Consider the following 16917-nt stretch of genomic DNA (forward strand, 5'->3'; position numbering starts at 1 on the left):
GAAAGATACTCCGCTTCGCGCGATCTAACTGCGCTATGCTCCTTCCGGGCACCGGCATCTCATGCCTGAAAGGACCATCCCATGTCACTCACCTTCCTTCGCGCCCAGGGTCACGATTACCAGACCGGCACGTTCCTGTTCGTCATGGCCGACGGCGAAACCGAGATTCAGTGCGGCGTCTCGGACTCGGCGATGGACGATGCGGAGAAGGCGCGCAACGTCCGCGAAAGCCAGCGCGGCGATCAGTTCGCGCGCCTGCAGAACCGCATCACCACATGCGCCGCGCAGAAACACAGCGACGGCCATCTGGAAGCGGGTCCCACGCGCATCCTCGTGCGCTCCATCGACCTCACGCCGCGCAGGTAACGGCGGCTTCCGCTGCGCGGTTTATCAACAAGCGATACCGCGCTAGATTACCCCCATGAACCGAATCCTGCGCGACGGCGCGATCGCCTTCATCATCGCCACGTCCCTGCTGTGGGGCTGGCAGCAGATCTCGTTCATGCACAGCGCCTCGCCGCAGGCGAAGGCCGCCTGCCATGGTGTGGGATCGTCATTCTGGGAAATGCAGAACGCCTATTACCGCTGCCTCGACCGCGTCGAGGCCGGCGGCAGGCCGTAACGTCCTTTCTCCGGTTTGCGCCAGATCAATTCGGGGAAGCGCGCGGCGGTCTAGCCTTCAATCCTGCAACGCTCGCAGTGATCCGGAGGACGCCATGTCCACAGCCCTTCAAGCAGCCCTGTCGTGCGCAGCCATCTTCATTCTGGCGTTCGCCACGATCTGGGCGTTCTGGTTGGTCGAACGGTGGCGGGGCGACTCCGCACCGAACATCGATAAACTCACCGGCGATATCGTGAAGCGCGGCAGATCGCGCGCCTGACACGGATGAGGCGAAGCGGATTCCGGGGTCGCGCTGTCCCCCACGCAGAGTCCGTAGTGTGCTTCGCTTCATGCCGTATCGTGCGGCCCCGCAGCAATTCCCGCACCGCACCTAAACATCTGCGGATGCGTCAGCCCTGCTGCTGGAACGCTTCGGCCCCGGGGGTATTGTTGTTTCCTGAGGCGAGCGGAGAACGCGCCATGCGGCTTCATCTCGATGACGAGAAACACGAAACGCAGGTGTGTCTGGCGTTGGTGATCGCGATCATGATCCTCACAGGGTCCGCGATCCTGTACATGGGTGCACACACGCAAGTGGCAACGCAGACCGTCGCGCGTATACCGCTCGCCTCGCCGCTCTGACGGCTCTGCCCGATCTCTCCACCCTGACATTGCCGCGCGAACAGGTCGCGCTGCCGCGAGGCGCCCGCCTTTCCATGCCGCGCCTTGCTGTGTAGCATTCGCGGATAACAAAAGCCGCGGCTGGCCACCGGCCAGACATCGCGGATATGGAAAGGAAACGCTGAATGAAGTCCCTCGTCCGCGCGCTGGGTGCGCTTGTTGTCATCTCCGCCTCCGCCAGCAGCGCATCGGCCCAAACTCAGGGCTGGCCGAACCGGCCGATCCGCATGGTCGTGCCCTACACGCCCGGCGGCTACACCGACATGATGGCGCGCCTTGTCTCGGAGAAGGTTGCCGCCTCGCTCGGACAGAGCATCGTGATCGAGAACAAGCCCGGCGCCAACGCCGCCATCGGCACCGATACCGTCGCCAAGGCCGCGCCCGATGGCTACACCTTCGGCACCGTGATCGCGGCGCATTCGGTCAATCCGTCGCTCAAGGCCAACCTGCCCTACAACACGGAGAAGGATTTCACCTACGTCTCGCTGATGAGCGTCGCGCCGCTGATCATTGTCACGACGCCCTCGCTGCCCGCGAAGAACATGCAGGAATTCATCGCGCTGGCGAAGGCGAAGCCGGGCCAGCTCAATTTCGCCTCCAGCGGCATCGGCTCCGCGGCGCACCTGACCATGGAGATGCTCAAGAGCCGCGAGGGCATCAATCTCCAGCACGTGCCCTACAAAGGCACCGCAGGCGCGCTGCAGGATCTGGTCGGCGGCCAGATCAACGTGATGTTCGACATCATTGGCCCCCTGATGGAGCAGGTGCGCGCAGGCAACGCCAAGGCGCTGGGCGTCGCCGCGAAGGAGCGCGTGCCGGCGGCCGGCGATACGCCGACGCTGATCGAGCAAGGCGTGAAGGATTTCGCCTCCGGCACCTGGGCCGGCATCATCGCGCCGGCGGGCGTGCCGAAGGAGATCGTCGACCGCATGTCGCTCGAGGCGAAGAAGGCCCTCGCCGATCCCGACCTGAAGAAGAAGCTCGAGCAGCAGGGCATCGTCGCCATGGGCACCACGCCGGAGGAGTTCAAGGCGTTCGTCGGCGAAGAGATCGCGCGCTGGAAGCAGGTCATCACCGCCGCCGACATCAAGGCTGAATAACGATAAGGCAAACAACGGAAAAGGGCGGCTGATGCTCGATCAGCCGCCCTTTACACGTTCTATATCTTAGCTTCGTTTAATCTCTTGCCGTACGGTGTCGCATCTGTTGCGGCACCAACGCAAACAAGCGAGACTTACTGCGTTTCCAGTTTGAGCGTGCGAGCCATCGCGCTGAACTTCTCCTGCTCCTTGCGGAAGAACGCCTGTGCCTCGTCGATGGTCATCTGCGGCATCTGCCGCGATCCCTGAATATTCACCCTCTCCATATATTCAGGGCTCGCAATCCAGACATTGACCGCCTCATTCATGCGTTTGACAATCGGCTCCGGCGTGCCGGGCGGCGCAAACAGCGCCGACGAGATCGTGTACTCGAAATTCTTCAGGTTCCCTCCGCTCTCGCTCATGGTCGGCACATCCGGCAATTGCGGGCTGCGCTTGTCGCCTGCGACCGCGATGGCCTTCACCTTGCCTCCCTTGATCAGTTCGAGGACAGGACCGCCCAGCGGCGCAAACGTGAGATCGAGATGCTGGCCGGTAATGTCCGCCATGACCGGCGCGACGCCTTTATAAGGAACTTCAAGGAAGGCTGCTTTTGTCCGGCCCTGAAAATCGGCGGTCACAATATGCGCGGTCGATCCCCTGCCCCAATGACCGATCGTCAGTTCCTTGTTCCCGGGCTTGGTTGCATAGGCGATTAATTCATCGAGCGTTTTGAACGAATGGGCCGAACTGGACACCAGAATGAAATCCGACGTCCCGACCAGGCCCAGCAGTTTGAAACTCTCGGGTTTATATTTCGCAGATACGATCGTAAACGGCGCGGTCACGAGATCTGAAACCGTTGTTCCGAGCAAGGTATACCCGTCTGCATTCGCGCTGAGTGCCGCCGCAGCGGCAATTGAACCGGCAGCTCCCGCGACGTTTTCCACCACCATGGTCTGACCGAGATTGCGTTCCAGAATCTGGTTCGCCGCGCGGATCGCAGCGTCAGCGGGCCCACCCGCCGGAAATGCGGTTTTAATCGTCACAGGCCGCGACGGGAAGTTCTGCGCCATGGCCGCAAAGCTCAGGCAGACGGCAAACACTGCGAGCAGCAGACCGTTCGCAGAACGTTTAAAGGATTTAAGGTACATGTCAGCTATCCCTTGTTCGTGTCCTCGGGGTTCATGTTCTTAGAATCTTGCCTTCAACTTCGTACTTGAGAAAAAAACATCATCGCGCGTCGCATGACATCCAGCGCGGAAGCTGATCAGGAGCCGTGGAATGCCGGATTGCTGCTTCCAGGCGGCCGTTCCATCTCGAACATGCGGTCCTGCGTCACTTCGACATAGTCGCCGCCGCGCCCTGCGCGCAGGATCGGGTTCGCAAGCGCCGTCTGATAAACGCCGTCCTTGATGAGCGCCTTGTCGATGTAGACCGCGACCACTTCCCCGAGCACGAGCCACCCTTCGACCGCTTCGCCCTTCCAGTTCTTGAATTTGACGATCTCGGTCACCTTGCATTCCATCGCGGCACGGCTTTCCAGCACGCGCGGCACCTTGACGTGACGGCTGGGCGCCGGGGTCAATCCGGCGACATCAAACTCGCTGACACCATGCGGGACCGGCGCAGACGTCTTGTTCATTTGATCGCCCAGTTCTTTCGTCACCAGATTCCAGACGAACTCGCCGGTGTCCGAGACGTTTTTGACGCTGTCCTTCCAGGAGATCGATGCAAAGCCGAGGATCGGCGGATCGTAGTTGAAGGCATTGAAGAAGCTGTAGGGAGCCAGATTGAGTTGTCCCTCACTGCTCAGGGACGAGATCCAGCCGATCGGCCGAGGCGCGATGATCGCATTGAACGGATTGTGCCGCAGCCCGTGCCCTTGCGAGGGCTCGTAATAATGCATGTGATCGCTATCCACGATTGCCCCCGGATCATTCATTGAATGATAGCGGACCGCAGGCGGCCGCACGGGACATCGCAACCAGCATGGCTGGGCGAGCGTTCATATCGTTTCCTCCGTAGCCCTTATGATCCCATTCACAAGAGCCGTAAGCCGGCTCCGAGACAGGTTTCTTATAGTTTGAACGCTACAGTTCTTTTTTGGAACGTGTCAAGCTCTCCCCGCACGTCGCATCGAGCGCATGACGGGATGACGTGCCTTTCTTCGCCGAAGCCGGCTGGAAAGCTGTCCCTTACGCACTATGCCGCGGCCGGGCGATCTCGCCGCGCGTAGTCGCAATGCCCATCTCGAAGCTGTCCGCGATGCGGCGGGCGCGAACGATGAAGGCCTCGGCCACATCGCTCTCGAAGATTTCGCGCGCGGTGGTCTCGAACAGCGCAAGCCAGCGGTCGAAGTGTTCACCCCGGATCGGCAGCATCAGGTGCGGACGCATCGGGCGGCCCTCATAGCGGCCGGTCTTGAGCAGCATCGACGACCAGAAATCGCTGATCTGCGCAATGTGATGGTCCCAGTCCTTCACCTGCGCATTGAAGATCGGACCGATCAGGTCATCGGTACGGGCGCGGCCGTAGAACGTCGCGACAAGCTGCGCGATCTTCTCTTCGGTCAGGTCGGGATGGAAGGTATGAAGGGCGGGAACTGTCTGGTCGGTCATGCGGCTGATTTAGGCCGCCGAACCGACGCAGGCAACCGGCGCAACGCATACCCCTGCTATTTGCAGAGCCCGCGCTATTTGCAGACCTTGTCCCGGCGCTTGTCCTGGAGCCGCCGCTCGCAATAGATCGTGCAGTTCTTCCCGCTCACCTTGGTGCAATAGGCAACGCACTTGTCGTAATTGCAGCCCCATGCATCGGCGGCGCGGGCCGTGTCCGGCACGCCGGTGAAGAACGTCACGACAATGGATAAAGCCAGCAACCTGATAAGCACCATATCGGCCTCCTGCGCCAAGCCTGTGAGCCGTATGGAGATTACATCAGATCGCCCGTCTGCGAACTATCCAAACAGACAGGGCAACGAGATCCCGTCCGCGCCGCCGCCCGCGGGAGCCGGTAACCGAAAAGACCCGGCTATCAGAAAAAGCCTCATGGAAACTCGCACATGTCGGCGCAGCAAAGATTCCGCCACGGCAACCTGAGAAAAATGTGCCGGGACAAAATCTTCCTGCAGGCTGTTTCAAACAGCGCGAGCGCACTTCCGGTTTGATCCGGGTCAAGGCGCCGTCTAGTTTCCCGTGCTGAAACCGGTATTACCGCGACAGGAGACACGTATGTCCGCATCTGAAATCGCAAGCCGTCATTTCGCCGCGGCGCTGGCCGAGGCGAAAGCCGCGAACCTCGACAGCGACGGCCTGTGCCGCGCGCTGCTCGGTCTCGTGGTCGGCAAATATCTCGAAACGCGGAGCGTGTCGGACGTGCAGTCGGAACTGCATTTCCTTGCTGACAATTGCGACCCCGATGCGGACTTCGCCTTCATGCGGCCCTAAGGCGGGTCGAGGCGCGTGATCGCGTCGCCGAGGCGAACGCCGCCGCCCTCAATGATGCGCGCCGTGATGCCGCCGTGCCCGCGCGTCGCATTATAGCCCCCGGTACCGAGCGCCTCCTCCATCCAGCTACATGGCGCGCAGTCACCCGATCCTTCGAGGACAGCGTGGCCGATACGAAAACGCATGCCCTTCAGCGCCGCGACGTTGATACCGCGCGTCACGAAATTCCGGCGCAGCAGGTCTGGCGCGACAGCATCGCGGCCAAGGAACGCCGCGATGGCGGCGATGTCCTCCGCAGCAATCAGCGTTACCTGCCGAGCGCCGTTGCTGCTGGTTTTGTAGCGGTCACCTTCGATGCCGCGCTGGGCGACAAGCCTGGCCGATGCGGGTGTGACCATGCCCGCGCGGCGCGCGGGACGCAGGCCAATCCACACCAACTCGCCCGGCCGGACCGGCGCTGCCGTTAACCGGCCGAGCAGTGAGTCAGACGAAAAGGCCAAGACCTGCTCACGCCTTGGCGTAGCTGTAGAATCCCTGGCCGGTCTTGCGGCCGAGATGACCGGCGTCGACCATTTCCTTCAAGAGCGGCGCGGGCCGGTACTTCGGATCGTTGAAGCCGGTGTAGAACACCTCCATCACCGACAGCATGGTGTCGAGGCCGATCATGTCGGCCAGCGCCAGCGGGCCGATCGGATGATTGCAGCCGAGCTTCATGCCGGCGTCGATCTCTTCCGCCGATGCGATGCCTTCCTGCAATGCGAACACCGCCTCGTTGATCATCGGGCACAGGATCCGGTTAACCGCGAAGCCCGGACTGTTCTTGGCGGTGACCGCCACCTTGCCGACGCGCTGGGCGAACGCGAGCGCCTTGGCGTGTGTGTCGTCGGAGGTCTGCAAGCCACGGATCAGTTCGAGGAGTTGCATCACCGGCACCGGATTGAAGAAGTGCATGCCGATGAAGCGATCGGGACGATCGGTTGCCGCCGCGAGACGGGTGACCGAGATCGACGAGGTGTTGGTGGCGACCAGCGCGCGCGGTTGCAGGTTGGCGCAGAGATCCTTGAGGATCTTGATTTTCAATTCCTCGTTCTCGGTGGCGGCTTCGATCACGAGGTCGCAGGAGGACAGTTTCGATTTGTCGGTGGTCGCGTTGATCCGCCCCAGCACGGCGTCGCGGTCGGCCGCGGTCATCTTCTCTTTCTTGACCAGCCGATCGAGGCTGCCGCTGATGGTGGAAACACCGCGCGAAACGGCTGCGTCGGAAATGTCCACCATCACCACCTGGAGCCCCGCAGCCGCGCTGATCTGCGCGATGCCGTTCCCCATGGTGCCGGCGCCGATAATGCCAACCGTTTCAATCATGTCTCTTGTCCTTTCATTGCTTCAATCCGGCAACAAGCCTTCCCGCCGCATGGCATCGCCATACGGCCTGGTCGTGCCTTATCCATGGCTCGGCTATCTACTCCGCCCTGCCCGGCTGCGCTACTGCTAACATCCCGCAAGAACGCCAGAGCTTCCTGCGCTTATGCCGGCAATGGCGCCCCTGCCTGCTCCGCCACCATGTACTCGGCGTACCACTGCGGCCAGTTATCGTCGTGTTTGCCGCCGGTCTGCTTCTCGTGCTCGCCGTGCGCGATCGCCGCACGCGTCAATGCTGCCGCAAGTTCGGTCGATGACTTGAAGACCGTGTCCCCTGCCTCGACCCGTCCGGGCAATCGCGTGGTGATCTCCTGGAAAAGCCAGCCATTGCCGTCGGGATCGTTGAACGAGGCGTACGAGCCGTAGCTGCCACGATTGGGCGCCGGGCCGCTGACCCGGTGGCTCCCGGACAGAAATGGCTCGTCCGTGCCGGAATGCCTGTCGCCGACGCCGTGAAAGATCTCGCCGACCTTGACACCGCGGCCGAGCAGGTCATTGCGGGCGGCCTCGATATCGGACACGATCAGGTACAGCCCCTGCGCGGAGCCGGGAGCCGCCGCAGTCACGTTTTTTCCGAAGATGACCGAGCACTCCGAGCCGGGCGGCGTGAACTGGATCACGCGCCATTCGTCGCCGGCGGCGAAGTCGGCGTCCAGCCTCCATCCCAATCCGCCATAAAAGCTTTTGGCGCGATCGACGTCCGACACGGGGATGACAACGACCTCCAGCTTCATGTCGCTGCGCGCTTGGGTGCTCATGTCTGGCCTCCTTGGTTCTTTAATCCATTGAGACGGGCGATAAAAACCTGGGAAAGAGATCACGATATGGAACCCAGCCTACATGGACGGTGGCCGCCCATGAACCCATTTCTGCGGCTCCAATCAGACTGGCATCACCCGGATGGCGGATACCTCATGCCGTCCTGAAATCGATTTGCGGGGAACCAAACTGTCGACGTTCCGGTTGAACCTTATCATCCGGACGGTAAGCTGCTGGGGACAGCGGAGTTCACGACAATGGACGATCAGGATATTGTCATTGCGGCTGTTCAGAAGGCGCGCGGCATTCTCGGCCGTGATATCGGGTCCGGTTCGCAGGACCGCGAGGCAACGATCAGCAGCCTGCGATCCGTGCTCGATGACGATCAGGTCGTACGTGCGCTGGAGCGGATCGGCCAGCGAAGCCGCCCTACGCCGGCGAAGATTGTTGAAAGTCCTTGGAGTTAAGTCATTCGGACCGAACGCACAGGGGAGACCACGATGGAGTCAGCTCAAGCCTTCAAACATCTGCGTACGCTGATCAAGGCTGCATCCGAAACCGACGACACGACCCTGATCCACACGCAGCTGACCATGATGACCGTCATCATCGACAAGGCTGCCCCGAGACAAAAGCCTTACGTGCCATTGTGGCTGAGCGGACCGGACCCCAGGGAGCAACGGTCCAGTGACGGTGCTGCGGTGGGTGAACGATAGACGGATCGCTTTCACCTCCGCTCGTCCCCGCGAAAGCGGGGACCCAGAATTTATCTATCACACACCCTCAGTACAGCGGCCCCTATCCGGCGCGCCGCGGCTTCATGGTCTGCTCTTGCCAGATATAGAGCGCGCGTTTGGCTGAGGAGAACGAAACCTCCTCGTAGGTCTTGCGGAGCTGCTCGATCTCGGCCGCAGGCAGTGACAACAGGCGGCTGAGGATCACCGCCTTCGCCGTCTCCCAAGAGAGATCGGCGGCGCGGCACGCCGTCATCAATCCGTCGTGGCGATGAATCCTCATCAATGGCTGGATCAGGGGGATCGGCGCGCCTGTCATCGCGGCGAGCGCCGCGATGATCGTCTCATACTGCCGGTCCTTGGCGAACTCGAGCAATTTGTCTTCCGTCAACTGCCGCTTCTCCACCAGCCGCTCGACAAGCGCCAGCGCGGAACGAAGATCGCGCGGACGTTCCGCCTGGCGTTTCGATTCCCGTGCGATGGTCTCGACGCGGCTTTGAATTTCACCTCGCAGCGAGGTCGGCGCCTTGGCCATGAGCCGCGCGTGAACGGCGCCTGCGCAATTGTCCAGCAGTTCATGCAGCAGCCGGACCGGCAGATCGGCGCGCAGCCCGGTTTTTTCCGCCAGCAGCGGATCGCCCTTTGAGGCTGCAACAAGCCGCAACAATCCCGCGCGCGAGATCGCCGCGCCCTCGTTGCCCGCAACACGGCGCAGCACATCCCTGTCACCGAGATCGATCAGGGCCTGTGTCAAGGCGGTACCGATTTCTGCGCGGCCGGAGATGGCCAGCAGATGTCCCTGCCCGCGCGATGTCGCGATCTCAAGGAGATCATCGCCGGACAGCACGGGAGACTGCGTCAGCACCGGACCCGCGACGGTGACGTTGAGATCGCTCGCCAGCTTGCGCACAACAGAGACCGGCGCGAACGGCACGGGCGCGAGTTTCCGGCTGAGCTCCACAAGCACGTCGACGTCGCAATCGCCGATAAAACCAAGAAGCAGACTGTCGAAGATTTCGATCTGCGCCAGACCGAGGCGGCTTCCCTGATCGAGGAAGAGATCCGTCACCTTCCGCAGCGTGGTGACCCGGCGATCGGCCGATCTGTTGCCGATGGCGGCCTGCAGTTCCTGAATGAAATGATTGTGCACAGCGAATCCTGAGCTAAAGCAGACGGGAAAATGACTTTCAAAAAACAGCCGATCATACGGCCTGATCGTTTCGAGGTCGTTAAATGATACCGTTTGCCGTAAAAGGCCGGGATGAGTAACGCTCTCCATCCTTCCTGTGATGTCGCCAGTGCCCAGGCGCAGCCATGCGGCGGCCATGCGGATCGTCCGAACCTCGTCATTGCAACGACGATCCTGGCGTCGAGCCTCGCCTTCATCGACGGCTCGGTGGTCAATGTCGGACTGCCCGCGATCGGCGCTGACTTCCGCGCCGACTCGAGCCAGTTGCAGTGGGTGGTCAACGCCTATCTCCTGCCGCTCAGCGCACTGCTGCTGCTCGGCGGCGCGGCGGGAGACCGTTATGGCCGCAGGCGGCTCTTGATCGCAGGCGTCGCGCTGTTCGCCATTGCGTCGCTGGCCTGTGCATTGGCCCCGACGCTGGGATGGCTGCTCGCCGCGCGCTTTATCCAGGGCGCGAGTGCGGCGATGCTGATGCCGAACAGCCTCGCGATCCTCGGACAAACATTTTCCGGCGAAGCCAAAGGCCGCGCCATCGGCATCTGGGCCGCGACGGGGGCGGCCGCGGGGGCGGTCGGTCCCGTGTTCGGCGGCTGGCTGATCGATATCGGAAGCTGGAGGTTCGCATTTCTCATCAATTTGCCGCTGGCGTTCGCCGCCATCTGGCTGGCCACTGTTTCCGTGCCCATCGACCGCGAAGAGCAAACGGAGGCGCTCGACAGCGCAGGCGCGCTGCTCGCCACCCTCGGGCTCGGACTCACGACCTGGGGGCTGACCGAAGGCTCGGCGCATGGCTGGTCGCTATTCGCCGTGGCGCTGATGGCCGCGGGGGGCGTATTCCTGATCGCGTTCGTGTGGGCGGAACATCGCCGCGGCGACAGGGCGATGATGCCGCTGGTGCTGTTCGGCTCGCCGAGCTTCGTCGGCCTTACGCTGCTGACGTTCCTGCTCTACGGCGCGCTCGGCGGTCTGTTCGTGCTGGTGCCGTTCGTGCTCATCACAGCCGGCGGCTATTCCGCAACGCAGGCCGGCGCGGCACTGCTGCCGTTGCCGCTGGTGATTGCCGTGGCTTCCCCGCTCGCGGGCGCATTCGCGGCCAGAACCGGTCCGCGATGGCCTTTGATCATCGGGCCTCTTGTCGTCGCCCTGGGCTTCCTGCTCGCGATGCGGATCGGCGCAGCGCAGAGCTACTGGCGCGATGTGCTGCCGGCGATGATTGTCATCGCGTTCGGCATGGCAGGCGCCGTTGCCCCGTTGACGACTGCGGTCCTGATGTCGGTGGACGAGCACCATGTCGGCGCCGCGTCCGGGCTCAACAGCGCGGTGGCACGCACCGGCGGCCTTGTGACAACAGCGCTGATCGGCGGAGTCCTGGCTACGATGGGATCCTCGCTCCCCACCGCGTTCGGGGTCGCGAGCGTTTGCGCCGCGATGCTTTGTATCGGCGCATCACTCTCGGCGTTTCTGCTGATCGCGCGCGACCCGCGTTGAGCTAATACGGCGGCGCTTTCTTCGCGCGCTGGGTCTTGGCGGCCTCGACCCACCACATCAGGTCATCGGCGAAACGCGGGAAGGATTTTTTGAGCGCCTCGCCGCCCGGCCCTGTCGGCTCAGCCGTCTCAGACAGCGATTGCCCGATCGGCCCGACCGCGATGGTGGATGAGATCACCACCATACCCATCTCCGACAGCGTGCCGTGCCATGCCAGCGCAGCCCGCGCGCCGGAGAACCGTCCGGCCGAATAGCTGGCAATGGCCGCCGGCCGCCAGAACCATTCCTCCAGAAAATGATCGGTGAGATTCTTCAGGCCCGGCTGAAGTCCCCAGTTGTATTCGCCCGTGACGAACACGAAGCCGTCGGCGGCGATGATCTTCTGTCCAAGCTCCTCCAGTGCCGCAGGCACTTCGCCCTTCGGATATTCCTTGCGCATCCGGTCCAGCATCGGCAGGCCGACGGCCTTTGCATCGATCAGTTCGACGTCCGCGCCGCGCTCACGCAGGCCTTTGACGATGAAATTCGCAAGGCGAATGCCCATCCGGTCAGAACGGTAAGACCCGTAGAGAACGAGAATTCGGTCGGTCATGGGCCTGCCCCGGATTGAGAATTCACAAGCCTATCGAAGTTAAGGCACGAGACAAGACCGAATTGAGCACATCTCACTCCGGTCGCCGGATATTGCGAAATGATAGTGCGTGCTTATTGTTCGCCGTGACGACCTTGGTCCGAACTAAAATCCGGAGGATTTGATGATGGCCCGAAAATCATCCTTGTGGCGTGATGCCACCGCGGCCCTGATCTCTGCAGTCTTCGGAGTCTCTTCCGTCGCCAATGCCTGCACACGGCTGGTTTATCTTGGCCATGGTGACGACGTCATCACGGCGCGTTCGATGGACTGGAAGGTCGATGTTCAGACCAATCTCTGGATATTTCCGCGCGGCATGAAACGCAGCGGCGAAGCCGGTCCCAATTCAATCAAGTGGACGTCAAAGTACGGCAGCGTCATTGCATCGGGCTATGAGATTTCGACCACCGACGGCATGAACGAAAGAGGCCTGATGGCAAACGTGTTGTGGCTCGTGGAGTCGCAATATCCGAAGTTCGACCAGACCAAGCCCGGTCTCACCATCGCCGCCTGGGCGCAGTATGCGCTCGACAATTTCGCGACCGTCGCGGAAGCCGTCGAAACGCTGCGGCAGGAGCCATTTACAATCGTGACTGACACGGTCCCCGGACAGGATCGGCTTGCGACGCTGCATCTGTCGCTATCGGACGCGAGCGGGGACAGCGCCATCATCGAATATATCGGCGGCAAGCAGGTCATCCATCATGGCCGCGAATATCAGGTGATGACCAATTCACCGACATTCGACCAACAGCTTGCGCTAAATGCCTACTGGAAGGAGATTGGTGGCACCGTGTTTCTGCCGGGGACGAACCGTGCCTCCGACCGCTTTGCCCGCGCCTCGTTCTACGTGAATGCCATCCCGAAGAGCGAAGACCCGGTTGTGGCACTGGCCAGTGTATTCAGCGTGATCCGCAATACTTCGGTCCCGTTCGGCATTACGACCCCCGACCAGCCCAACATCTCCTCGACCCGCTGGCGCACGGTCGCTGACCACAAGCGCAAGCTATACTTCTTCGAGTCGGCATTGACGCCGAATACGTTCTGGGTCGATCTCAAGACAATCGACTTCTCCACGGAAACCGGCAAGGTCAAGAGACTCGATCTGGGGCCGAACCAAACCAATGTGTTTGCTGGCGAAACCAGCAAGGACTTCATAGTGGCGGAGCCATTCAAGTTCCTGGGCCTGTGATCGCTGCTGGGATCGCGCTGCTCAGCGCAAGAAAACCACGATGGCGATGACAGCAAAGGCCGCAATAATTCCCAGATGCGCAAGACTGCGCGCGGCGGTTTCCCTCGCTGATTTCATGTCGCCTCCCCAGGCTTGTTGAACCCATGAGTCATCGATGGCCGGTCAAGGCCTTGTTGATTCAGATTTTTACGCAAACACCCCATGTCGCGCCGACGAGTCCCCACCCTGCGGCGCAGTTGAAGCGTGGCGAGATATTGAGGCCAGAGTTTGTCACAGGGGCGGTCTTGTCATCGCGGACGCGACGCCGCAGATGGTTCGACCGGCGTCGAAATGATTTGGCTGCTCTTCGTCGTATGCTGTTCAGATCGAATTATGACTGGAGCTTCGCTCATGCCTCGTGAGATCATTCGCGTCGAACCGCTCTCCACATATCTGGAGCGATGGAAAGCGCCGACTTCCGCCGTAACGCGGCACGGCGACACGATTTACGTCTCCGGCTTTCCGCCATTTGATCCGGCCACGGGCGACGTCGTCGATGCACCGATCGAGCGCCAGACGGAACTCGTGCTGGATCAACTGAAGCTATGTGTCGAGACGGCAGGGTCGTCGCTGGATAACGTTCTCAAGTGCAACGTCTATTGCACATCGGTCGAGAAGTTCGCGGCGGTCAACGCAATCTACGCCAGATACTTTCCGGACAATCCGCCTGTCCGTATTTTCGTCTGCGTGCCCGCATGGCCAGGACATTTCGACATCGAGATCGATTGCATCGCGGCGGTCAAATAGTCCTCGTCGTCACTGCGCGGTGCATCGGGTCGGCCCGCGCTTGCCGTGACGCAGGATGGTGCCGGACTTGTTCATCGTCAGCGTGACGCCGCGTCCCGTGTAGCGCGAACCCGTCAGCGTGAAGCGCTTCCTGAGCGCGACAGCTTTGCCATCGAGTTGCAGATGGACCTGTTTCGGATCGTACTTGAGGAAGGCCGCCGTGAAACTCGCGCCGTCGGCGCAGGTGAAGCTCTGGAAGGTTTGCGCAGCCACGGGCGATGACTCCGCATCGACCAGAACGGCGACCGCCGCCGCGAGACATACGACAAGAAATTTCATGGTTCGCCTCTCCTGACCAACGACATCAGGCCGCCGGTGTCTGATCCGCTTTGGCCTTGTTCGCCTGAGCCTCGGCCAACCCGGCCTTGATCCGCGCCCGCCCGGCACTCTAGCAGACCCACCTTTCCTGTGCATATCGCAACAGTTCCCGGGAGTTACCCCCTGCATGGCGGTAAACTGAGGCCGTCGCCGGTGCTTGCGATTTCGCAAGCGCTTTCAGACGCCTATATCCGCCGTCCTTCGGTCAGGAAGGAGAGTCCAGATGCTCGAAAACGTGCCGCTCCGGGATGCCAAGCCGGCCGTGATCGTGTGCCCGGAATGCCGGCGTCACCTCATGGAGGTGATGGACGTACGCTGGGCGATGACCAAGCTGGAATTCACCTACGCCTGCACGGGCTGCGGGCACCAGACCATTCGGGCGATCTCCGGCGATACGCCGGTGTTTGTCTCGCGGGCATCGACGCATCTGCGCAGCCTGGAGATTTTTAACTTCAATCCGGATGCGGGAAAGACGCAGCGCCCGCGCGCAACCGAAACCGCGATCAGCGCGCACGTCGTTCGCGAGCAAAGAGCGGGCGAGCGCTAACGCGCGTCTGCAGATCGTCAGAAGCACAGATTGGTGACAACCTTGCCGGACTTGTCCTTGAGCACGTAGGGACATTGCGCGCGCTTGAGCGCGGCCTTGGCGTCCTCGTTGCCGAGCGCCGCGGATTTCTCGTAGTAGGTTTTCGCTGCGCTCGAATCCTGCGGACCGCCGCGGCCTTCCTTCGCGAATGCACCCATCCGCTCCAGCGCGCCGGGATGATCCTGTGCCGCCGCCTTCTCGAACAGGTTGCGCGCCCCCGCGTCGTCCTTCGGGCCGCCGACGCCATCCTGCAACATCAGTCCCAGTTGAAACTGCGCCTCCGCGTTGGTCTCCGCCGCTTTCGCCAGCAGGCTGCGCGAGCGGGCCGCATCGGCAGGCGCGGCACCGCCCTTGCCCGACAACGCCGCGAGATTGCTGACGCCGCGTGGATTGCCGCCCTGCGCCGCGCGCTCGAACAGCTTGGCTGCCGCTGCTTCGTCTTTCGCGATGCCCACGCCTGTCGCATAGGCGACGCCGAGCTCGACCATCGCCGACGTGCTGCCCTTGTCGGCGGCCTTGCGCCACGCGCCGATCGCCTCACCGCTCTGGTTGTTCGCCGCATAGGCGCGGCCGAGCTGATACATCGCGCGCCGCGCACCCGACGCCTGCTTGCAGAATTTGATCGCGGTCGCGACATCGGCCGCCGCGACGCTGGCGACGCCTTTCACATCGGCAGGCTTGTCAGGGTCGGCAGGATCGGCGGCCAGCCGGTCGCACAGCACGAGATCGGCGGACTGCGCATGCGCCGGCGTATGATTGCCGGCGGCAATCAGCGCGGCTGCGGCGATGCTGAAAATATGTGCAATTGAAACTGCGGTCTGCTTCATCGGGAACCCGGGTCGCTTCATGGCCCGTTATACCCCGACATCGGCCCGCACCGCTATGCCTTCAGCCAGTTCAGCAGCGGCGCGTTGATCTCGCGTGGATAGGTGTGGGCGAGATCGTCAATCTCGCGATAGGTCACGTTTGCGCCCGCCACGCTTAGCGCGCGCTGCGCCTGCCGCGCCACCTCGACCGGAAACATCCAGTCCAGCGCGCCGTGGACCAGATAGATCGGCAGCCCCTGCATGCGCTGCGCGTCGGCCATCGAAATCAGCATCGGATGGAATGTCGCGGACACCGGCGCGAGATGCGTGAAGGGCGAGCCGCTATCGAGCGCGCTGACATAGCAGAACGTGCCGCCGTCGCTCATGCCTGTCAGCAGCCGCCGGTCGGGATCGACATTCCATTGCGCGCTGACCTGCTCCACGATGCGCGCGAGGTTCGGCGTATCGTTGTCGTCGCCCATCAGCGCCCACGTGCTGCCCAGCGAGTTGCCTGCCGATGTCGGCGCGACAAGGATCGCACCGAAGCTGCGCGCGTCGCGCAGCCAGCTCCACAGGAAGCCGCGGCCATGCCCGCTGCCGCCGTGCAGCGCGACCACCAGCGGCCACGCGCGATCCGGCGTGTAGGTTTCCGGCACGTAGAGCGAGAAGCCGCCGCGCGTGCGCGGTTCATTGTCGAAGTGCATCACGCCGGTCACGCCCTCACGCGGCGGCTGCATGCTGCGCGCAAGGACGTCGGCGTCGGAGCGCAGGGATGAATCGAGAAAGAAGCCGTTCACCGCCGGGATCATCGAGGCCAGCGGATAAAGCGCCTCCTGCGCACGCGGCAGATGGCGCAGGGCCTTGAATACGGAGCGGATGTCGCCGCCGTCCAGCGCCGCACGCAATTCTGCGAACGCCGACAGGGCTTCATCGCTTGCGGCGACAAGCCGCTTGCCGACGTCGTCCGATGCATCGGACGGCTTGAAGTCCGAATAGGCCGCGCGCAACGCCGCGTCCGGCGTGCCGGCCGCCTCCATCACTTCACCGAAGGTCTGGGGATCGAGGTGACGCGCGATAACGCCGAGCGTCTCGAGGCACGCGAACAATGGCGGCAGGATCGTTGCGGGATCGGATGTCATCGCCGCACGCTACCGTCCGGA

The 16917-nt window shown here is 62.4% G+C and carries 24 protein-coding genes; 12 read left to right on the forward strand and 12 right to left on the reverse strand.

Features of this window, described 5'->3' with window-relative positions:
- Nucleotides 1–81 precede the first annotated feature (81 nt).
- The 5 genes from ACP7AL_RS21730 to ACP7AL_RS21750 all read left to right on the forward strand — a co-directional run bounded on the left by ACP7AL_RS21730 (nt 82) and on the right by ACP7AL_RS21750 (nt 2382).
- On the forward strand, nt 82–366 hold the full coding sequence (locus ACP7AL_RS21730) for a DUF1488 family protein (RefSeq protein ID WP_024919134.1): 285 nt from the start codon (nt 82–84) through the stop codon (nt 364–366).
- A gap of 55 nt (nt 367–421) precedes the next feature.
- Nucleotides 422–622 (forward strand): hypothetical protein, encoded by a 201-nt coding sequence (locus ACP7AL_RS21735; protein WP_425994198.1) that lies wholly within the window; start codon nt 422–424, stop codon nt 620–622.
- 94 nt (nt 623–716) lie between these two features.
- Complete coding sequence (locus ACP7AL_RS21740; protein WP_425994200.1) at nt 717–881, forward strand: hypothetical protein; 165 nt, start codon at nt 717–719, stop codon at nt 879–881.
- Nucleotides 882–1081: 200 nt separating this feature from the next.
- The gene (locus ACP7AL_RS21745) at nt 1082–1243 is read left to right on the forward strand and encodes a hypothetical protein (RefSeq protein WP_006020369.1); all 162 of its coding nucleotides are present in this window, start codon (nt 1082–1084) and stop codon (nt 1241–1243) included.
- Between the two features lie 164 nt (nt 1244–1407).
- Entirely contained in the window at nt 1408–2382 is a 975-nt protein-coding gene (locus tag ACP7AL_RS21750) for a tripartite tricarboxylate transporter substrate binding protein (protein WP_425994202.1), read from the forward strand.
- 134 nt (nt 2383–2516) lie between these two features.
- Here ACP7AL_RS21750 and ACP7AL_RS21755 read toward each other — a convergent pair whose 3' ends face one another.
- The 4 genes from ACP7AL_RS21755 to ACP7AL_RS21770 all read right to left on the reverse strand — a co-directional run bounded on the left by ACP7AL_RS21755 (nt 2517) and on the right by ACP7AL_RS21770 (nt 5257).
- Nucleotides 2517–3515 carry a Bug family tripartite tricarboxylate transporter substrate binding protein gene (locus ACP7AL_RS21755; RefSeq protein WP_425994204.1) on the reverse strand — a complete coding sequence of 333 codons (999 nt, stop codon included), beginning with the start codon at nt 3513–3515 and terminating at the stop codon, nt 2517–2519.
- A 116-nt stretch (nt 3516–3631) separates the two neighbouring features.
- Nucleotides 3632–4306: a flavin reductase family protein gene (locus tag ACP7AL_RS21760; protein WP_425994206.1), complete on the reverse strand. Its 675-nt coding sequence runs from the start codon at nt 4304–4306 to the stop codon at nt 3632–3634.
- A gap of 253 nt (nt 4307–4559) precedes the next feature.
- Complete coding sequence (locus tag ACP7AL_RS21765) at nt 4560–4982, reverse strand: group III truncated hemoglobin (RefSeq protein ID WP_425994208.1); 423 nt, start codon at nt 4980–4982, stop codon at nt 4560–4562.
- 74 nt (nt 4983–5056) lie between these two features.
- A complete protein-coding gene (locus ACP7AL_RS21770) occupies nt 5057–5257 on the reverse strand; it encodes a hypothetical protein (RefSeq protein WP_024919128.1) in 201 nt (66 codons plus the stop codon).
- A gap of 337 nt (nt 5258–5594) precedes the next feature.
- On the opposite strand from ACP7AL_RS21770, the gene ACP7AL_RS21775 reads away from it, so the two are divergent.
- Nucleotides 5595–5810 carry a hypothetical protein gene (locus tag ACP7AL_RS21775; protein ID WP_006020362.1) on the forward strand — a complete coding sequence of 72 codons (216 nt, stop codon included), beginning with the start codon at nt 5595–5597 and terminating at the stop codon, nt 5808–5810.
- Here ACP7AL_RS21775 and ACP7AL_RS21780 read toward each other — a convergent pair.
- From ACP7AL_RS21780 to ACP7AL_RS21790, 3 genes are all read right to left on the reverse strand, one after another.
- The gene (locus ACP7AL_RS21780; RefSeq protein ID WP_425994211.1) at nt 5807–6310 is read right to left on the reverse strand and encodes an MOSC domain-containing protein; all 504 of its coding nucleotides are present in this window, start codon (nt 6308–6310) and stop codon (nt 5807–5809) included. The genes ACP7AL_RS21775 and ACP7AL_RS21780 overlap by 4 nt on opposite strands.
- A 7-nt stretch (nt 6311–6317) precedes the next feature.
- Entirely contained in the window at nt 6318–7172 is an 855-nt protein-coding gene (locus ACP7AL_RS21785) for a 3-hydroxybutyryl-CoA dehydrogenase (protein WP_425994213.1), read from the reverse strand.
- A 161-nt stretch (nt 7173–7333) separates the two neighbouring features.
- Nucleotides 7334–7987: a VOC family protein gene (locus ACP7AL_RS21790; RefSeq protein WP_425994215.1), complete on the reverse strand. Its 654-nt coding sequence runs from the start codon at nt 7985–7987 to the stop codon at nt 7334–7336.
- 258 nt (nt 7988–8245) lie between these two features.
- On the opposite strand from ACP7AL_RS21790, the gene ACP7AL_RS21795 reads away from it, so the two are divergent.
- Nucleotides 8246–8455: a hypothetical protein gene (locus ACP7AL_RS21795; RefSeq protein ID WP_425994217.1), complete on the forward strand. Its 210-nt coding sequence runs from the start codon at nt 8246–8248 to the stop codon at nt 8453–8455.
- Between the two features lie 33 nt (nt 8456–8488).
- Entirely contained in the window at nt 8489–8704 is a 216-nt protein-coding gene (locus ACP7AL_RS21800) for a hypothetical protein (RefSeq protein WP_006020357.1), read from the forward strand.
- Nucleotides 8705–8786: 82 nt separating this feature from the next.
- Here ACP7AL_RS21800 and ACP7AL_RS21805 read toward each other — a convergent pair whose 3' ends face one another.
- Nucleotides 8787–9872, reverse strand: coding sequence for a DUF2336 domain-containing protein (locus tag ACP7AL_RS21805; RefSeq protein WP_425994219.1), 1086 nt, complete (start codon nt 9870–9872; stop codon nt 8787–8789).
- 111 nt (nt 9873–9983) lie between these two features.
- Here ACP7AL_RS21805 and ACP7AL_RS21810 point away from each other — a divergent pair, with 111 nt between their 5' ends.
- A complete protein-coding gene (locus ACP7AL_RS21810; RefSeq protein ID WP_425994221.1) occupies nt 9984–11399 on the forward strand; it encodes an MFS transporter in 1416 nt (471 codons plus the stop codon).
- Nucleotide 11400: 1 nt separating this feature from the next.
- Here the strand turns inward: ACP7AL_RS21810 and ACP7AL_RS21815 are convergent, their stop codons facing one another.
- Nucleotides 11401–11991, reverse strand: a complete 591-nt coding sequence (locus tag ACP7AL_RS21815; protein WP_024919122.1) for an NADPH-dependent FMN reductase — start codon at nt 11989–11991, stop codon at nt 11401–11403.
- A gap of 163 nt (nt 11992–12154) precedes the next feature.
- Between ACP7AL_RS21815 and ACP7AL_RS21820 the strand changes: the two genes are divergently transcribed.
- Nucleotides 12155–13222, forward strand: a complete 1068-nt coding sequence (locus tag ACP7AL_RS21820) for a linear amide C-N hydrolase (RefSeq protein WP_425994223.1) — start codon at nt 12155–12157, stop codon at nt 13220–13222.
- A 390-nt stretch (nt 13223–13612) separates the two neighbouring features.
- Complete coding sequence (locus tag ACP7AL_RS21825; RefSeq protein WP_425994225.1) at nt 13613–14008, forward strand: RidA family protein; 396 nt, start codon at nt 13613–13615, stop codon at nt 14006–14008.
- Between the two features lie 9 nt (nt 14009–14017).
- Here ACP7AL_RS21825 and ACP7AL_RS21830 read toward each other — a convergent pair whose 3' ends face one another.
- Nucleotides 14018–14326, reverse strand: a complete 309-nt coding sequence (locus ACP7AL_RS21830) for an MliC family protein (RefSeq protein WP_024919120.1) — start codon at nt 14324–14326, stop codon at nt 14018–14020.
- A gap of 262 nt (nt 14327–14588) precedes the next feature.
- Between ACP7AL_RS21830 and ACP7AL_RS21835 the strand changes: the two genes are divergently transcribed.
- Nucleotides 14589–14912, forward strand: a complete 324-nt coding sequence (locus tag ACP7AL_RS21835) for a hypothetical protein (protein ID WP_425994228.1) — start codon at nt 14589–14591, stop codon at nt 14910–14912.
- Between the two features lie 17 nt (nt 14913–14929).
- On the opposite strand, the gene ACP7AL_RS21840 is transcribed toward ACP7AL_RS21835, so the two are convergent.
- The gene (locus ACP7AL_RS21840) at nt 14930–15778 is read right to left on the reverse strand and encodes a tetratricopeptide repeat protein (RefSeq protein WP_425994230.1); all 849 of its coding nucleotides are present in this window, start codon (nt 15776–15778) and stop codon (nt 14930–14932) included.
- A gap of 53 nt (nt 15779–15831) precedes the next feature.
- Complete coding sequence (locus ACP7AL_RS21845; protein WP_425994232.1) at nt 15832–16896, reverse strand: phospholipase; 1065 nt, start codon at nt 16894–16896, stop codon at nt 15832–15834.
- Between the last annotated feature and the right edge of the window lie 21 nt (nt 16897–16917).

Source organism: Afipia sp. DC4300-2b1 (assembly GCF_049895725.1).
Taxonomy (GTDB): domain Bacteria; phylum Pseudomonadota; class Alphaproteobacteria; order Rhizobiales; family Xanthobacteraceae; genus Afipia; species Afipia broomeae.

What these genes read in the sequence shown, in the direction of transcription:
- ACP7AL_RS21730 (WP_024919134.1), top strand. Translation starts at nt 82, where the DNA reads ATGTCACTCACCTTCCTTCGCGCCCAGGGTCACGATTACCAGACCGGC.
- ACP7AL_RS21735 (WP_425994198.1), top strand. Translation starts at nt 422, where the DNA reads ATGAACCGAATCCTGCGCGACGGCGCGATCGCCTTCATCATCGCCACG.
- ACP7AL_RS21740 (WP_425994200.1), top strand. Translation starts at nt 717, where the DNA reads ATGTCCACAGCCCTTCAAGCAGCCCTGTCGTGCGCAGCCATCTTCATT.
- ACP7AL_RS21745 (WP_006020369.1), top strand. Translation starts at nt 1,082, where the DNA reads ATGCGGCTTCATCTCGATGACGAGAAACACGAAACGCAGGTGTGTCTG.
- ACP7AL_RS21750 (WP_425994202.1), top strand. Translation starts at nt 1,408, where the DNA reads ATGAAGTCCCTCGTCCGCGCGCTGGGTGCGCTTGTTGTCATCTCCGCC.
- ACP7AL_RS21755 (WP_425994204.1), bottom strand. Translation starts at nt 3,515, where the DNA reads ATGTACCTTAAATCCTTTAAACGTTCTGCGAACGGTCTGCTGCTCGCA.
- ACP7AL_RS21760 (WP_425994206.1), bottom strand. Translation starts at nt 4,306, where the DNA reads ATGAATGATCCGGGGGCAATCGTGGATAGCGATCACATGCATTATTAC.
- ACP7AL_RS21765 (WP_425994208.1), bottom strand. Translation starts at nt 4,982, where the DNA reads ATGACCGACCAGACAGTTCCCGCCCTTCATACCTTCCATCCCGACCTG.
- ACP7AL_RS21770 (WP_024919128.1), bottom strand. Translation starts at nt 5,257, where the DNA reads ATGGTGCTTATCAGGTTGCTGGCTTTATCCATTGTCGTGACGTTCTTC.
- ACP7AL_RS21775 (WP_006020362.1), top strand. Translation starts at nt 5,595, where the DNA reads ATGTCCGCATCTGAAATCGCAAGCCGTCATTTCGCCGCGGCGCTGGCC.
- ACP7AL_RS21785 (WP_425994213.1), bottom strand. Translation starts at nt 7,172, where the DNA reads ATGATTGAAACGGTTGGCATTATCGGCGCCGGCACCATGGGGAACGGC.
- ACP7AL_RS21790 (WP_425994215.1), bottom strand. Translation starts at nt 7,987, where the DNA reads ATGAGCACCCAAGCGCGCAGCGACATGAAGCTGGAGGTCGTTGTCATC.
- ACP7AL_RS21795 (WP_425994217.1), top strand. Translation starts at nt 8,246, where the DNA reads ATGGACGATCAGGATATTGTCATTGCGGCTGTTCAGAAGGCGCGCGGC.
- ACP7AL_RS21800 (WP_006020357.1), top strand. Translation starts at nt 8,489, where the DNA reads ATGGAGTCAGCTCAAGCCTTCAAACATCTGCGTACGCTGATCAAGGCT.
- ACP7AL_RS21810 (WP_425994221.1), top strand. Translation starts at nt 9,984, where the DNA reads ATGAGTAACGCTCTCCATCCTTCCTGTGATGTCGCCAGTGCCCAGGCG.
- ACP7AL_RS21815 (WP_024919122.1), bottom strand. Translation starts at nt 11,991, where the DNA reads ATGACCGACCGAATTCTCGTTCTCTACGGGTCTTACCGTTCTGACCGG.
- ACP7AL_RS21820 (WP_425994223.1), top strand. Translation starts at nt 12,155, where the DNA reads ATGATGGCCCGAAAATCATCCTTGTGGCGTGATGCCACCGCGGCCCTG.
- ACP7AL_RS21825 (WP_425994225.1), top strand. Translation starts at nt 13,613, where the DNA reads ATGCCTCGTGAGATCATTCGCGTCGAACCGCTCTCCACATATCTGGAG.
- ACP7AL_RS21830 (WP_024919120.1), bottom strand. Translation starts at nt 14,326, where the DNA reads ATGAAATTTCTTGTCGTATGTCTCGCGGCGGCGGTCGCCGTTCTGGTC.
- ACP7AL_RS21835 (WP_425994228.1), top strand. Translation starts at nt 14,589, where the DNA reads ATGCTCGAAAACGTGCCGCTCCGGGATGCCAAGCCGGCCGTGATCGTG.
- ACP7AL_RS21840 (WP_425994230.1), bottom strand. Translation starts at nt 15,778, where the DNA reads ATGAAGCAGACCGCAGTTTCAATTGCACATATTTTCAGCATCGCCGCA.
- ACP7AL_RS21845 (WP_425994232.1), bottom strand. Translation starts at nt 16,896, where the DNA reads ATGACATCCGATCCCGCAACGATCCTGCCGCCATTGTTCGCGTGCCTC.